Here is a 15,008-nt window from a genome sequence, read left to right on the forward strand (position 1 = left end):
AAATCGGTATCGAGCGCGCCCGGCCATAGAGTTCCTCGCGAGCGGCACGGTTGAGTCTTGCGCGCCCGATCCACGGCGCCGCGCCGTGCCCCGATGAAGCGGAACGCGCATGGCCGGCAGAATCTGGATCCCGCCCTACAAGCCGCTTGGCGTGAGCACGCAGGACGTGCCCGGCGGCGGCTACCTCGCCATCGACGCCATCGCCGGCCAGTTCGGCCCATCGCCGATGCTGCAGTTCGGCCTGCAGGCCGCCGAAGGCGCCGCCGGCGTCGCCACCGTGCTGTCCGAGCACCTCGCGGGCGACAACGAAGCCATCGTCAAGGGCGCCGACGCGCGCCTGGGCGAGACCGAGCAGGCGCTGCTGTTCGATCCGACGAGCGGCTACCTCAACCTGCAAGGCCAGGAAGCGCTGACGAAGGCGCCGGCGGTCATCGACGCCTACCGCGAGGCCCAGACGCGCGAGATGGCGACCATGGTCGACGACGACCAGCGCCAGATGCTGCAGGACCTCAGCGAGCGCCGGCTGGCGAGCTTCAGCACCCAGATCGAGCGCCACAGCGCCGCCGAGCGGTTGCGCTGGTACGACCAGGCCGGCGAACGGCGCATCGCGCAGATGCGGGCCGACGCCCGTCTGCACTGGAGCGACGACGCCATGCTGCGCCGCGCCCTGGGCACGACGCGCGCGGAGGTCAACGAACAGGCCGAACGTCACCATTGGGACTCCGCGCTGACCGAGGCGACGCTGCGCCGGCAGACCAGCCGCACGCTGGTGTCGGCGATCGAGGCGGCGGTCGAGCGCGATCCTGAGCGCGCACGCTCCCTGCGCGCACGCTACGACCACCACATCGAGGCATCCGACCGAGCCGCCCTCGACGCCCTGCTTGCCGAAGCGCAAACGCGCGAGCACGCCCGGCGGGCCAGCACGGAACTCCTGAACGCCACGCCCCCGGACGGCGAGCCGTCTGTGGCGCAATGGCGTCTGCGGCAGGCCGAGGCGATCACCGATCCGGCGGTACGGGCCGCCACCATCCGAACCCTGCACAGTGTCGCCGTGGCCGACGAGGCCCGCGCCCAGACTCTGGCCGAGCAGGTGCTGGCGCGCGTGCTGAAGGACGGCCTGACCGACCCCGCGCAGATCCCGATCCGCGAGTGGGTGGCGCTCGATGCCGAACGCCGCCAGGCGATCGAGACGCGCCTCGATCACAACGCCGCCGGCACCGAGCCCGCCCCGAACCCTGCTCTGGTCGACGAACTGGCAACGCAGATGACGCAGGCGCCGCATGCCTTCGCCCGACGCGACCTCGTTCCCGCCACCGCGCACCTGCCGCTGGCGCAATGGCAACGCATCCGCGACTGGCAAGCCGGCCTCCGTCGCAACGATCCCGCAACTGAGGACGAGGTCTACGCTATCAAGCGCGGCTTTCGGATTGCGCGTCAGATGCTGCCGGACGCCAGCCCCGACCGCGACAGCTATGAGCCGTCGCCATCAGCAACGGATGTGCTTCTTCGCGCGGCCCTGGTCGAGGAAATCGACACGACTCGCAAGCTCACCGGCAAGTCCCCCGACGACGCGGCCTTGCGCGAGATGGTGCGACATAGCCTGCCGGATGCGTCGGCGCATAACCTCGCCTTCCCCGTCGACCCGCGGACCGCCGAGCTCGGCGCGCAGGTCATCGATGAGCTCATGCGGTTCGCGACCCGGGCGTACAGGCACACCCCGGCGCTTCATTTGCCGAGCGGCAGGATCGCGCCGCCAGCACCGCCCTCGCTCACAGTGCCAATCGGGCCGCCGTTCATCGGCGATCCCAAGCTGCACACGATGTTTCTGTTGATGCTCAATGCCATCCTGCAATCTCAGACCAACAGGATGGAGCGCCCGCAGTCGCCTCCGGCACCGACTCCACCGCTTCATCCCCGACAGGCTCCGACTGCGACGACACCTTCTCCCGTACAGCCAGGGCGGCCGATAGCCCCGCAAGGACCATCCGCCGAGACGGTTCCGCATAGTCCGGACGGGTGGTGGATCCCTCCTGGCCCGCGTGCGGGCGGATACCCGAGCCGCATCGATCCCAAGGGGGAAGACGTCTACCACGGCCCGAGGGCTGGGGGATATGTCGTACGCAATACGCGCGGAGGGCAGGGATTCTGGATCGAGTTCAATGCACGGGGTGAACTCGTCGGCGTCCTAGACGTCACTCTCAAATATTTCACCCCCCGCGATCAGCTGTCCCCAGAGCAGGTGAAGGAGTGGACGAGGCCCGTGCCATTCCCGGTGGACGTTCCGCTACCTCCTATACCGCCGACTCCGATCCCCGAGCCGCAGGGGCCGTCCATCATTTTCACGCCGATACCGCCGCCTGCCGACCCGACAGTCATTTGGACGCCCATCCCTCCCCCCGCGAAGCCGCAAATCATGGAAAGGCGGGTCGAACGGTGGGACCACAATGAAGCATGGGAAGAGCATCATCACATTCCTCAGGAAACGTACCAGCATGGCAAGGAACGCCGGATCCCATTCTCGCCGGACGCAGTCAGGCTTTTCGATGAACAGACGGTTCGGATTCCGAAAGATGAACACTGGAGCGACCTGCACGGCGCATACAACAAAGCGGCACGAAAGGCTTTGATGGACTATCTCGAGAAGAACAAGAAACCTGGTGAAACTTGGAAAGAATTTGCCGGCCGGATGACGCGTAACGAGGCCCAGAAATGCTATGAGTACATGATCGATGCCATCCTGAATCCTCCCAAAGGATTGAAGGGAGACGAAGCCGAAATTGCCAAGGATGCCAAGGAATTTTTGGAGAATGTGAGCTTGTACGTACCCAAGAAGAAGCCAAACTAGGCGCAATAGGAGGTTGTATCATGACAAGTCGCTACGACGCCTATGAGGTGGCGCAAAATCTGCGCAGCGTTTCGCCGGATGTGAAAGGCACAAGCGCGTTCTCAATGAAGGAGGACGGCATACAGCCTTTTATTGTCTGGACGACTCGTCTGCTGACCTCCGACGAGATGAACTCGCTTTGTCAAAAACTGGCGACGGCGATTCGGCGCGAGGTTCCGGAGAGGTCGGGCGGTTGGGCCGCGCGCATTCTAGCTGGGAACCTGCCTGCCATGATCATGGGCGATTACTACGTCGGATGGGCAGGCCGCGCCGACGAATGGCACCTTCGCGAGGGACAGGAACGGGAGCCGACAGATGAGGCTGCTTGGGTGGCGTTACGCGAACGTCTTCGGGACCTTCTGATTGCGCTTGGGAGGCGTGAGGGGGAGCATTCCATGGATGGCGAGTTCCATCTGGCAGATACCGAAGGTCGCCCCTACACCCAAACATTGTTCATTCGCCAACCCGAGTTTCTGACGCCGGAGTTGATCGCTGCCATTCAGAACGTACTCAGCAATGGTTACGCCGACTGGGTTGTGGGGATTGCGCCTGCTTTCGGGCCACCGCTTGAGATCTTGTGGAAGGGAATTGACGTTCGCGTTGATAGCGTTGAAGAAAGATGGAACAGGCGGGAGGCAGAAAAGCTTCTCGGCGATCGGCTCAAGATTTAGCCGGAGCAGCGCGCTTGGCTTGATCCAGGTCCTTTGCCGGACGTGACCGAAGTGGAGTAGCTAGGCGGCCTTTCGCGCACCGGGACCAGGCCGCACGCGAACTGCTCGCCCGGTGATCGCCTCGCGGCAATGCGAGCAGGTCATCACCGGATCGAAGGTGTGGCCGCAGGCGATGTGTTCGTGCAGCAGCGGGCGGCCCTTGGTGCCGGCCATGTGGGTGTCGCCCCAGTGCACGATGGCCATCATCACGGGGTAGAGGTCGAGGCCCTTGTCGGTGAGGCGGTATTCGTGGCGCCTGGGCCGCTCGCTGTAGGCCTGCTTGCGCAGCACGCCCGCTTTCACCAGCTTGCGCAGCCGGTCGGCCAGCAGGTGGCGCGTGATGCCCAGGCTGCGCTCGAAATCCTCGTAGCGGCGGATGCGCAGGAAGCAGTCGCGCAGGATCATCAAGGTCCAGCGGTCGCCGATCACCGAGATCGTGCGCGCCATCGAGCAGGGCTCGCGATGCAGCTCGCTCCAGCGCATGAGGATTCCTCCGGCCGCCTTCAGTTCGCTTGCGGTTGACAGGTTCCTTTTTGGAACGCACTACTGGCGCCGTCAAGCGCGGAGGATGCGATGGCCGACAGGAAGGTGGCGCTGGTGATCGGCGCGGGCGACGCCACGGGCGGCGCGATCGCGCGGCGCTTCGCGCGCGAGGGCTACGTCGCCGTCATCGTGCGGCGCAACGCCGAGAAGCTCGCGCCCCTGGTCAAGCAGATCGAGGCCGAGGGCGGCGTCGCGCGGGCCTTCGGCGTCGATGCGCGCAAGGAAGAGCAGATGGTCGGGCTGGTCGAGACCATCGAGCGCGAGATCGGCGCCCTGGAAGTCGCGGTGTTCAACATCGGCGCCAACGTGCGCTTTGGCATCCGCGAGACCACGGCGCGCGTCTACTACAAGGTCTGGGAGATGGCCTGTTTCTCGGGCTTCCTGATGGGGCGCGAGGCGGCGAAGGTCATGGTGCCGCGCGGCCGCGGCACGATCCTGTTCACCGGCGCCACCGCCAGCGTGCGCGGCCGCGACGGCTATTCGGCGTTCTCCGGCGCCAAGCACGCGCTGCGCGCGCTGGCGCAGAGCATGGCGCGCGAGCTGGGACCGCAGGGCATTCACGTGGCGCACACGGTGATCGACGGCGCCATCGACACAGACTTCATCCGCAGCAATTTCCCGGAGCGCTACAAGGCCAAGGAGCACGACGGCATCCTCAATCCCGACCACATCGCCGAGCACTACTGGCTCCTGCACCGCCAGCCGCGCGATACCTGGACCCACGAGCTCGATCTGCGGCCGTGGTCGGAGAGCTGGTGAACCGAACGAACCAAGGGAGAGAGACGATGGCCAGGACGGTGGAGTTCCACTTCGACTTCGGCAGCCCCAACGCCTATCTCAGCCACAAGCTGATCCCCGACATCGAGAAGCGCACGGGTGCCACCTTCAAGTACGTGCCGGTGCTGCTGGGCGGCGTGTTCAAGCTCACCAACAACGCCTCGCCGATGGTCCAGTTCAAGGACGTGCAGCACAAGCTCGCCTATCAGCGGCGCGAGATGGAGCGCTTCATCCGCAAGAACGGGCTGACGCAGTTCCGGATGAACCCGCATTTCCCGGTCAACACCGTGCAGATCATGCGCGGCGCGGTGGCCGCCGAGATGGACGGCAGGCTCAACTCCTACGTCGAGGTGGTCTACCGCGCGATGTGGGAGGACGGGCTGAAGATGGACGATCCGGCGGTGATCAAGGCCACGCTCGACGCTGGCGGCATCGACGGCGCGCGCATCCTGGCGCGCATCCAGGACCAGGACGTCAAGGACGCGCTGCTCCGGAACACCGAGACCTCGGTGGCGCGCGGCACCTTCGGCAGCCCGATGTTCTATGTCGGCGACGAGCCGTTCTTCGGCAAGGACCGCCTGCGCGAGGTCGAGGAGGAGATCGCGACGTGAGCGAGCAGCCGAAAGCGGGCGAGGTGCGGACCTTCAATGAAGGCCGCATCTGCCGGATCCTCATCGACAACGCGGCCAAGCGCAACGCGTTCTCGCCCGAGATGATGCTGCAGCTCTCCGATGCGCTCACCCGCTTCGATGCCGACGCGTCGCTGTGGGTCGCGGTGATCAGCGCGGCGGGCGATCACTTCACCGCCGGCCTCGACATGCCGAAATTCTTCGGGCCGGGCGCGACCTACAAGGGTTCGCCCGACGGCAACATCGACCCCTTCGCGCTCAAGCGCCGCACCAGCAAGCCGGTGATCACGGCGGTGCAGGGCATCACCTACACCATCGGCATAGAGATGATGCTGGCGGGTGATGTCGTGGTTGCCGCCGATTCCGCACGCTTCTGCCAGATGGAGTCCAAGCGCGGCATCGCGCCCTTGGGCGGCGCGCATTTCCGCTTCCTCACCCGCACCGGCTGGGGCAACGCGATGTACCACCTGATGCTGTGCGACGAGTTCGATGCCGCCGAGGCGTTGCGCATCGGCCTGGTGCAGGAGGTGGTGCCCGCCGGCCAGCAGGTCGAGCGCGCGCTGCAGATCGCCGCCGCCATTGCCGCCAACGCGCCGCTGGGCATCCAGGTCATGAAGGAATCGGCGCTGCAGTACATCGACGCGGCCGAGGCCGCGGCAATCGCCATGCTGCCGAAGATCCGCGAGCGGGTAATGGGCACGGAGGACGCGAAGGAGGGTATCCGCTCCTTCGTCGAACGCCGCGCCGCGAACTTCCAGGGACGCTGATCAGGCCCTCAGCCACACCCACGGCCGCGCGGCGCGGTCCCTGGCCTGCCAGGCCTCGATCTTGTCCTGATGCGTCATGGTCACGCCGATGTCGTCGAGGCCCTGCAGCAGCGCGTCGCGGCGGTTGGCCTCGACCTTGAACGGCAGCTCGCGGCCGCGCGGCGAGACCACGACCTGGCGCTCGAGATCGACGGTGACGCGCGCATTGCCGGGCGCGGCGCGCATCTCCTCGGCCAGCGTCTCGATCTCCCCGATCGGCAGCTCGACCGGCAGCAGGCCGTTCTGGAAGCAGTTGTTGTAGAAGATGTCGCCGAAGCTGGGGGCGATCACGGCGCGGATGCCCATGCCCCACAGCGCCCAGACGGCCGCCTCGCGCGAGGAGCCGCAGCCGAAATTCTCGCCCGCCAGCAGGATCGGCGCGCCCCTCCAGGCCGGCTGGTTGAGCACGAAGTCGGGCTTCTCGCTGCCGTCCTTGTTGAAGCGGAACAGCTCGAAGCCGAAGCCCTCGATGTCCTCGCGCGTCGTGCCGACCAGCCGCGCCATCGGGATGATCATGTCGGTGTCGACGTTCTGGCGCAGGAACGGCGCGGCGACGCCTTCGAGCCGGGTGAACTTGTCCATCGCGGCCTCCCTCAGATTCGCCGCACGTCGGTGATCGCGCCGGCGATCGCCGCCGCCGCCGCCATCGCCGGCGAGGCAAGATGGGTGCGCGCGTTGGGTCCTTGGCGCGAGGCGAAGTTGCGGTTCGACGTCGAGACCGAACGCTGGCCCGGCGGCACGGTCTCTCCGTTCGAGGCCACGCACATCGAGCAGCCCGGCTCGCGCCAGTGGAAGCCGGCCTCGAGGAAGATCTTGTCCAGGCCCTCGGCCTCGGCCTCCTTCTTCACCCGCTCGGAGCCCGGCACGACCCACGCCGTGACATGCGGCGAGGTCTTGCGGCCCCTGGCGATCGCCGCCGCGGCGCGCAGGTCGGAGATGCGGCTGTTGGTGCACGAGCCGATGAACACCCAGTCGACCTTCGTTCCGGCGATCGGCTTGCCCGGCTCGAGGCCCTGGTATCTCAGCGCGTTCTCCCACGCCGCCTTGCGATTGGCGTCGGGCGCGCGCGCCGGATCGGGGATCGCCTGGTCGATGGCGATGACATGCTCGGGGCTGGTGCCCCAGGTGATCTGCGGCGCCACCTCCTTCATGTCGATGACGTGCTCGGCGTCGAAGGGCGCATCGCCGTCGGACGGCAGCGTGCGCCAATGCGCGATGGCGGCGTCGAGCCCGGCGCCCCGGGGGGCGAAGTCGCGGCCGGCGATGTACTGGTAGGTGGTGTCATCGGGCGCCACCATGCCGATCTTGTTGCCCATCTCGATCGACAGGTTGCACAGCGTGAAGCGCGCCTCCATCGCCAGGCCGCGCACGGCCGAGCCGGCATATTCCACCGCGTAGCCGGTGCCGCCGGCGGTGCCCAGCCGGCCGATGGCGTGCAGGATCATGTCCTTGGCCGTCACGCCGTTGGGCAGCGCGCCCTCGAAGCGCAGGCGCATGGTCCTGGGCGTGCGCTGCGCCAGGGTCTGCGTCGCCAGCGCATGCACCAGTTCACTGGAGCCGATGCCGAAGGCCAGCGCGCCCATGCCGCCATGGGTGCAGGTGTGGCTGTCGCCGCAGACCAGGGTCACGCCGGGCAGGGTGATGCCCAGCTCCGGGCCGATGACATGGACGATGCCGGTGCCGTCCTGGCCGAGATCGAACAGGCGGATGCCGTGCTGGCGGGTGCGCTGGCGCATGGCGCGCAGCATCTTGCCGCCGACGGGAAACGTGTCCTCGGTGCGGCCCGGTTCAGTCGACACGGCATGGTCGGGCGTGGCGAATACCAGCTCCGGTCGCGCGACGCTGTAGCCCTTCTCCTCGACCTCCTCCAGCGCGCGAGCGCCCGAGAGGTCGTGCACCAGGATGCGGTCGAGGTGCAGAAGGGCGAAGCCGCCGCCGAGATCGGCGATGACGTGCGGACGCCAGATCTTCTCGAACAGGGTCAGGCCGGCCACGTCTTTCCTCCACTTTCTGCTGGGCGGGACGATGGTGCCTTGCGGCCCGGGATGCAACGTCGCGTTGGCGATACCCTGACGCAGGGATCATTTATCGGTTGAAGCGGGACGCAGGGGACGCTACGACCCTATACCAATGGTTGTATCCGGCTGTCTGGCTCGTCGGTTCGGGAGTAAGGTTTGGCCGTCCGTCGCGAACTCGGTGCGCCGCTGTACCAGCAGGTCTTCCTCGTGCTGCGCGAGGCGATCCGGGAAGGCAAGTACCCCGTCGACACGGCGCTGCCCAGCGAGGCGGCGCTGTGTCGCCTTTACCGTGTGTCGCGAATCACTTTGCGTCGCGCGCTGGGCCACCTGCAGCAGGCCGGGCTGATCGAGCGCCGCCAGGGCAGCGGCACCTTCGTGCGCCGCACCACCTCGACCCAGGTCGGCTTCGAGATGGGCGGTGTGATCCGCGATTTCACCGAGTTCACCTTCGGCACGAGACCGCGCACCCTGGAGTTCGACTATGTCGCGCCGCCGGTGCGCATCCGCGCCCTGTTCGACACCGATATCGGCGAACGCATGCAGCGGGTCGTGCGCCTGCGTTCGCGCGGCCGCGTGCCGCTGGCGCAGATCGAGACCTGGGTGCCGGCGTCGGTCGGCGAGCGCTACACCGCCGAGGAAACCGACAAGGCACCGCTGACCCAGCTGATGGAGCGCTCCGGCGCCATCATGACCAGCGGGCGCTTCACCATCGGCACGACCCTGGCCGATCCGATGATGGCCGACCGGCTGCATACCGAGGTCGGCGCGCCGCTCCTGAAGTTCTCGCGGGTGATGTACGACCAGAACGGCCGCGTGGTGCAGTATGCCGAGATGCTGTTGCGGCCCGACCACATCCAGATCGTCTTCCCGGTCTATGCCGACGATCTGCCGCGCCGCACCTGGGCTACCGCCGCTCCAGAAGCTCCATCACCGCGGCGTCGATGAAGGCGGTGTCGACGGGATTGCCGCGCGGGTTGCCGGCGCGATGGCCCCACATCGAGGGGATCTCCAGCAGCCGGCCGCGCTTCAGGTGCGGCAGCTCCAGCCGGTTGTCCTGGGTCTGGAAATAGAGGTCGGTGGCCGAGGGCATCAGCAGCGTATCGGCCTCGATGGCGCCCAGCGCCGCGGCCAGGTCGCCACCGAAGCGCTCGTCGTCGGCGATGTCGCCGTTCTGCCAGGTCCACAGCTGGCACAGCAGGTCGTCGGCGTCGCGGCGCAGGAAATTGCCTTCCCACGAACCGACGAGGAAATCCTCGAGGCTGGCGAAGCCGAGCTGCGACCACATGCGCTCGCGATAGAAGGTCTGGCTGAGCGCCCAGCCGGCATAGACCCGGCCCATGGCGCGCAGGCCGCGCTCGGGCCTGGCGGCGAAATGATCGCCGATCCACTGGGGATCGGCGGTGAGCGTCGCCTTGACGCCCTCGAGGAAGACGAAGTTGTGCGGCGACGTGCGGGCCGAGCCGCAATTGACCACGATGCGCTCGACGTCGGCGCCGAAGAGCGCGCCCCAGTGATAGGCCTGCTGCGCGCCCATCGACCAGCCATAGACCATGGCCACGCGCTCGACGCCGAACACCTCGCGCAGCAGGCGGCGCTGCTGGCCGACATTGTCGTGCGTGGTGATGCGCGGGAAGCGGCCCTTGTCGTAGGGCGCGGTGGCGAGGCTGGGCGAGGTCGACAGCCCGTTGCCGAACATGTTGGGAATGACGATGAAGTACCTGGTCGGGTCGAGCGCGCGGCCGGGCCCGATCATCCACTCGATGTCGCCGTGCTGCGCGCCGTAGCTGGTGGGATAGACGACGACGTTGTCGCGCGCCGCCGACAGCGTGCCGAAGGTCTTGTAGACGATCTTCGCGGCCGGGAGCGTCATGCCGCGCTTGAGCTTTACGTCGCCACACTCGAACGTCGCGACCTCGGTCGGGTAGTCGGTCAACGCAGCCCCGCGATGACCCGCCGGTTGGCCTCGACGTAGCCCGGCGCGATCACCTTCAGGTGCGCGCGCAATGCCCGATGCGCATCGGGCAGGCGGTGGAAGGGGATGTTGGGCAGCAGGTGGTGCTCGGCGTGGAACGGCATGTTCCACATGATCAGCCGCACGAAGGGATTGGTCAGCGTCGTGCGCGTGTTGGTGAAGCCGTTGTCGTCGTGCGTGCAGCCATTGTGCTCGACCACGAGATAGGCGCGCAGCAGCGGCGCGCCGAGCAGGGCGGGGATCAGCCAGCAGGTCACGGCGATCCAGCTTCCGCTGGCGACGCTCGCGCCGGCGATGGCGGCGTAGAACAGCACCTGCAGACGCGCCGCGCGCACGATCTCCGGCCAGGCCGCGGGATGGATGAAGTCGAGGCCGGCGACCTTGCCGAATGGGAACCGCGCCAGCTGGTAGACGCGCGTGCCCCAGAACGGGATCGCCGAGAGCCGCCAGAGATAGTCGCCGAGCGTCCTCGGCTCGGGCTGCGCGATCAGCTCGGGGTCGCGCGCCGGGTCCTGGGTGTAGCGGTGATGCGCGAGATGGAAGTGGCGGTAGTAGGTGCCGATGTTGAAGATCGCCGCCGCCGCCAGAAAGGCCGCGAGATCATTGAGCCGGCGGCTCCTGAACGCCGTGTAGTGCACGCTCTCGTGCATCGGCGCGAACAGCGCCATGACGAGGATGCCCTGCAGCAGCCAGGCCGGTGCCAGCCACCACGTGCCCCAGGCGAGGTGGATCAGCCAGCCGCCGCCGACCAGCAGCGCGACATGGATCGCCAAGCGCAGCAGGCCGGCCGCGTCGGAGCGCCGGTACAATGCCTTCAGCGTCTCGGCCGGCAGCACGCGCATCTGCCTGGCGCGTTCGCCGGTCACCCTGTAGCTGACGTCGCTCATGGTACCCTACTTGATCGGCTCCCACAGCCCGTCGCGATAGGCGCGCGCCGAGCGTTCCTCGGCGGCGTCGCGCGTCGGCTGATCGAGCCCGACCTGGTCGCCGATCATGCAGATCAGCGACGGAAAGACCTTGCGATCGATCTGCGCGGCGGGATCCCACAGCTTCGAGCGCAGAAAGGCCTTGGGGCAGTGCATGTAGGCCTGGCGCACCTCGACGACGATCGCCGAACGCGGCGGCTTGCCTTGCACTGCCATCGACGCAAGCAGCTGCGGATCGGTGCTCAGACGCGCCACGCCGTTGACGCGTGTCGTCTCGTTCATGCCGGGGATCATGAACAGCAGGCCGATATTGGGGTTCACCAGCAGATTGCGCAGCGTGTCCAGCCGGTTGTTGCCCGGCCGATCGGCGAAGGCGATCGTCTTCTCGTCGAGCACCCTGAACGAACCCGGCGGGTCGCCGCGCGGCGTGACGTCCTGGCGACCATCGGCGTCGGCGGTCGAGACGGTGCAGAAAGGCGACATCTCGATGAAGCGCCTCATGTGCACGTCGATGCGGCCGATATCCTTCTTCGACGCGACGGGCGAGACCTTGCCATAGCCTTCGACCAGGGCGCGCGCGGCCTCGTCGTCGAGCAGGGCGGGACGCGCGCTGGGCGCAAGGCTGTCGGGCATTTTCGGTCTCCGAAACGGCGCGCCGCCATCCTAGCGCCTTTGCGTGGTCCGACCTATCCGGAATCGCCTAGACTGGCGCTGCAGGACAAAGGGGGGACGCGAGCGATGATCAGGACGGGCAGGCGCACGCTGGTGCGCGCGATGGCCGGTGGCGCGGCGATGCTGGCGGCGCCGGGCGTGCTGCGCGCGCAGGCGGCATGGCCCAGCAAGCCGATCACCGTGATCGTCAATTTCGCGCCCGGCGGGCTGACCGACGGCATCGCCCGCGTCTTCGGCAACGAGGTTGCGCGCAAGACCGGCCAGCAGGTGATCATCGACAACAAGCCGGGCGCCGGCGGCAATATCGGTGCCGCCATCGTCGCGCGCGCGCCGGCCGACGGCCACACCTTCCTGCACACGGTGTCGGGCACGATCGTGCAGAACCGCGTGCTCTACGAGAAGCTGGGCTTCGATCCCGACAAGGATTTCGTGCCGGTCGCCGCGACGCCGTCGGGCGAGCTGCCGATCGCCGTGCACAAGTCGCTGCCGATCAACAGCATCAAGGACCTGATCGAGTACGCCAAGACCAACCGCGTCAGCTTCGGCTCGTGGGCGCCGGGCTCGACCGCGCACATCGTCTGCGCCAAGCTCAACGAGCTGCACGATCTGAAGATGGAGATCGTGCACTACCGCGGCGAGGCGCCGATGTGGATCGACATGGGCTCGGCCAATCTGCAGGTGGCGATGGGCAGCTACCAGGCGATGCAGCCGCTGCTGGCCAAGGGCGACATCAGGATCATCGCCATGCCGGCGCGGCGCCGAAACCCGAAATTCCCCGACCTGCCGACCATGACCGAGCAGGGCTTCACCCACATGGCCTTCAGCCTGTTCGGCTGGCTGGGCCTGTTCGCGCCGGCCGGCACGTCGATGGACATCGTCAGGAAGATGTCGGCGATGTGGGTCGAGGCGGCCAACTCCGAGGGCGGGCGCAGGATGTACGAGACCTTCGGCCTGCACGAGAAGCCGCTGAACAACGAGGAGATGGCCAAGGATCTCGAGATCCTCAAGGGCCGCATGATCCCGCTGGTCAAGGAACTCGGCGTCAAGCTGGGCTGAGGCGAGACAGGCTTCACCCTTCCTTCCCCCGGAGGGGAAGGTGCCCGAAGGGCGGAAGGGGGATGTCGAAGACGGACTCCTCCGTTCGTCTTCGACATCCCCCATCCGGCGCTACGCGCCACCTTCCCCCTCCGGGGGAAGGAAAAGTGAAGGGCTCCTACTGCTTCTCTTCCAGAGCCTGGATGCGCCGGTCGACGGCGGCGCGCGCCGGCGCGTTGGCCGGCATCATGTCGCGCAGCTTGCGCAGGCGGCTGATCGCGCCTTCGCGGTCGCCCGCCTTCTCGGCCGCCTCGGCGAGATAGAACAGCGCCAGCCCGCTATGCGGGTTGGCTTTCTCCAGGCGCCGCAGCACGGCGAGCGTCGCCTCGGGCAACTCCGTCGTCGGCCCGGCGCCGCGCAGCAGCGCCTCGGCCCAGGAGCCGAGGATCTCCGGATCGTCCGGCTTCAGCCGGTCGGCCTGCTTCCACGCCTCGGCCGCGCCGGCGTGGTCGTTGAGCACGCCGCGCGCGCGACCCAGGCGGCGCCAGCCATCGAGATCGTCGGGCGAGTCCTTGAGGCGGTCGGCGAGTCGGTCGACCATGCCCTTGATCGCCGCCTCGCGCTCCTGCGGCGACAGCTTCTCCATGCGCGCGACGTCGTCGGCGCCGGGCTGCGGCATGGCGGGATCGGCGCTGCGCGGCGGCTTGCGGTCGGGGCGGATGGTCCTGGGATCGATGCCGGCCTGCTTCGACACGCGGTCGATCTCAGCCGCGAGCGTCGCCAGCCACGGCGCGTCGGCCGGCGAATCGGCTTCGAGGTCGAGCCAGCGCGAGAGCGCCGCCCTGGCATCGCCGGCCTGCATCTCGGCCAGCCCGAGGTAGTAGCGCGCCCCGGCGAGCTTGGGATCCTTGACCAGCGCGCGCTCGAACAGCGCGCGCGCGGCCGGGGTGACGCTGCCCTGCGCCTCGAAGGTCAGCGCTTCGGCCAGCGCCACCAGCACCTCGATGTTGTCGGGTGCCAGTCGCTCGGCTTCGCGCAGCGCCGCCGCCGCCTCGCTGGCCTGGCCGATGCCCAGCCGCAGGCGACCCAGCGACAGCCAGGCGGAGACATCCCTGGGATCGTTCTCCAGCCGGCGTCGCAGCTGCTCCAATGCGGTGCGCACGCGCGCCTCGGTATCGCTGCTCATCACCGGCGTCGGCTTGGCGCGCGAGGCCAGCGGCTGCGCCGGCAGCTGCGGATTGCCGATCTCGACATAGAGACCCAGCGCCAGCAGCGGCAGGCCGACGCCGATGATCCCGGGCAGCCAGCGGCGCGGCTTGATCTCGGCGATGCGCGCGGCGGCGCCGTCGGCGCCGGCGGCCAGGATGCGGCGCTCGATCTCGATGCGCGCCGCCTTCTCGGCCTCTGCGCCGATCGCGCCCGAGGCGGCCTCGCGCTTCAGCTCGGCGAGCTGGTCCTTGTAGATCGCCAGATCGTGTGCCGCGCGCGCCTCCACGCGGTAGCGCCGGCGCAGGAGCGGCAGCAGCAGCGACGCGAGCGCGAAAGCAGTGAGCAGGGCGAGCGACAGCGGCAGGATCATTGCCGATCCGTCTCGTCCTCGCGCAGCAGCGCGTCGAGGCGCCTGCGCTCGGCGGCCGTGAGCTCCCTCGGCGCGTCGGCGACCAGGGCGGCGCGCGCCCTGGCGCGGCGGTAGAGCAGCCGGCCGACGAACAGGAGCAGCAGCGGCGGGCCGAGCCACAGGAGCCATGTGCGCGGGTCAAAGGGCGGGCGCAGCAGGATGTAGTCGCCATAGCGCGCGCGCAGGAAGGCCACGACCGCATCGTCGCTGTCGCCCCGGGTCAGGCGCTCGCGGATCGCGCGGCGCATGTCGCGGGCGATCTCGGCGTTGGAATCGTCGATCGACTGGTTCTGGCAGACGACGCAGCGGATTTCCGCCGAGATCTCGCGCGCCCGCTTCTCCAGCGCCTTGTCGGCCAGCACCTCGTCGGGCTCGACGGCGAGCGCGGGCGCCGCGAGCAACGCGAGCAGGATCATCA

Annotated in this window: 15 protein-coding genes; 7 read left to right on the forward strand and 8 right to left on the reverse strand. The window is 68.0% G+C overall.

Annotated features, from left to right (window positions below):
- The first annotated feature begins 109 nt into the window (after positions 1–109).
- Both KF889_29665 and KF889_29670 read left to right on the forward strand, forming a co-directional pair.
- Positions 110–2,845, forward strand: a complete 2,736-nt coding sequence (locus tag KF889_29665) for a hypothetical protein (GenBank protein MBX3503630.1) — start codon at positions 110–112, stop codon at positions 2,843–2,845.
- Positions 2,846–2,865: 20 nt separating this feature from the next.
- Positions 2,866–3,555, forward strand: coding sequence for a hypothetical protein (locus KF889_29670; GenBank protein ID MBX3503631.1), 690 nt, complete (start codon positions 2,866–2,868; stop codon positions 3,553–3,555).
- A 60-nt stretch (positions 3,556–3,615) separates the two neighbouring features.
- Here KF889_29670 and KF889_29675 read toward each other — a convergent pair whose 3' ends face one another.
- A complete protein-coding gene (locus KF889_29675) occupies positions 3,616–4,077 on the reverse strand; it encodes a helix-turn-helix transcriptional regulator (GenBank protein ID MBX3503632.1) in 462 nt (153 codons plus the stop codon).
- 90 nt (positions 4,078–4,167) lie between these two features.
- On the opposite strand from KF889_29675, the gene KF889_29680 reads away from it, so the two are divergent.
- The 3 genes from KF889_29680 to KF889_29690 are packed head-to-tail and all read left to right on the forward strand — an operon-like array spanning position 4,168 to position 6,310.
- Positions 4,168–4,896 (forward strand): SDR family oxidoreductase, encoded by a 729-nt coding sequence (locus tag KF889_29680; protein MBX3503633.1) that lies wholly within the window; start codon positions 4,168–4,170, stop codon positions 4,894–4,896.
- Between the two features lie 26 nt (positions 4,897–4,922).
- Positions 4,923–5,525: a 2-hydroxychromene-2-carboxylate isomerase gene (locus KF889_29685; protein ID MBX3503634.1), complete on the forward strand. Its 603-nt coding sequence runs from the start codon at positions 4,923–4,925 to the stop codon at positions 5,523–5,525.
- Entirely contained in the window at positions 5,522–6,310 is a 789-nt protein-coding gene (locus KF889_29690; GenBank protein ID MBX3503635.1) for a crotonase/enoyl-CoA hydratase family protein, read from the forward strand. Before KF889_29685 ends, KF889_29690 begins: the two co-directional genes overlap by 4 nt.
- Here the strand turns inward: KF889_29690 and leuD are convergent, their stop codons facing one another.
- Both leuD and leuC read right to left on the reverse strand, forming a co-directional pair.
- Positions 6,311–6,931 (reverse strand): 3-isopropylmalate dehydratase small subunit, encoded by a 621-nt coding sequence (gene leuD / locus KF889_29695; protein ID MBX3503636.1) that lies wholly within the window; start codon positions 6,929–6,931, stop codon positions 6,311–6,313.
- Positions 6,932–6,942: 11 nt separating this feature from the next.
- Positions 6,943–8,343 (reverse strand): 3-isopropylmalate dehydratase large subunit, encoded by a 1,401-nt coding sequence (leuC, locus tag KF889_29700; GenBank protein MBX3503637.1) that lies wholly within the window; start codon positions 8,341–8,343, stop codon positions 6,943–6,945.
- A 180-nt stretch (positions 8,344–8,523) separates the two neighbouring features.
- Here leuC and KF889_29705 point away from each other — a divergent pair, with 180 nt between their 5' ends.
- Positions 8,524–9,312 (forward strand): GntR family transcriptional regulator, encoded by a 789-nt coding sequence (locus KF889_29705; GenBank protein MBX3503638.1) that lies wholly within the window; start codon positions 8,524–8,526, stop codon positions 9,310–9,312.
- Here the strand turns inward: KF889_29705 and KF889_29710 are convergent.
- Genes KF889_29710 through KF889_29720 form a run of 3 tightly spaced genes read right to left on the reverse strand, consistent with a single transcriptional unit; the run spans position 9,272 to position 11,898 of the window.
- Positions 9,272–10,300, reverse strand: a complete 1,029-nt coding sequence (locus tag KF889_29710) for an alpha/beta fold hydrolase (GenBank protein MBX3503639.1) — start codon at positions 10,298–10,300, stop codon at positions 9,272–9,274. The two genes, KF889_29705 and KF889_29710, sit on opposite strands and share 41 nt — an antisense overlap.
- Positions 10,297–11,226, reverse strand: coding sequence for a fatty acid desaturase (locus tag KF889_29715; GenBank protein MBX3503640.1), 930 nt, complete (start codon positions 11,224–11,226; stop codon positions 10,297–10,299). Before KF889_29715 ends, KF889_29710 begins: the two co-directional genes overlap by 4 nt.
- Positions 11,227–11,232: 6 nt before the next feature.
- Positions 11,233–11,898 carry a pyridoxamine 5'-phosphate oxidase family protein gene (locus tag KF889_29720; GenBank protein ID MBX3503641.1) on the reverse strand — a complete coding sequence of 222 codons (666 nt, stop codon included), beginning with the start codon at positions 11,896–11,898 and terminating at the stop codon, positions 11,233–11,235.
- A gap of 105 nt (positions 11,899–12,003) precedes the next feature.
- Here KF889_29720 and KF889_29725 point away from each other — a divergent pair, with 105 nt between their 5' ends.
- A complete protein-coding gene (locus tag KF889_29725) occupies positions 12,004–12,993 on the forward strand; it encodes a tripartite tricarboxylate transporter substrate binding protein (GenBank protein ID MBX3503642.1) in 990 nt (329 codons plus the stop codon).
- 157 nt (positions 12,994–13,150) lie between these two features.
- Here KF889_29725 and ccmI read toward each other — a convergent pair whose 3' ends face one another.
- Entirely contained in the window at positions 13,151–14,551 is a 1,401-nt protein-coding gene (gene ccmI / locus KF889_29730) for a c-type cytochrome biogenesis protein CcmI (GenBank protein MBX3503643.1), read from the reverse strand.
- Positions 14,548–15,006 (reverse strand): cytochrome c-type biogenesis protein CcmH, encoded by a 459-nt coding sequence (locus KF889_29735; protein ID MBX3503644.1) that lies wholly within the window; start codon positions 15,004–15,006, stop codon positions 14,548–14,550. The genes ccmI and KF889_29735 overlap by 4 nt, the downstream gene beginning before the upstream one ends.
- Positions 15,007–15,008 lie beyond the last annotated feature (2 nt).

The sequence above is a fragment of the Alphaproteobacteria bacterium genome (assembly GCA_019635875.1).
Classification (GTDB): domain Bacteria; phylum Pseudomonadota; class Alphaproteobacteria; order Reyranellales; family Reyranellaceae; genus JAFAZJ01.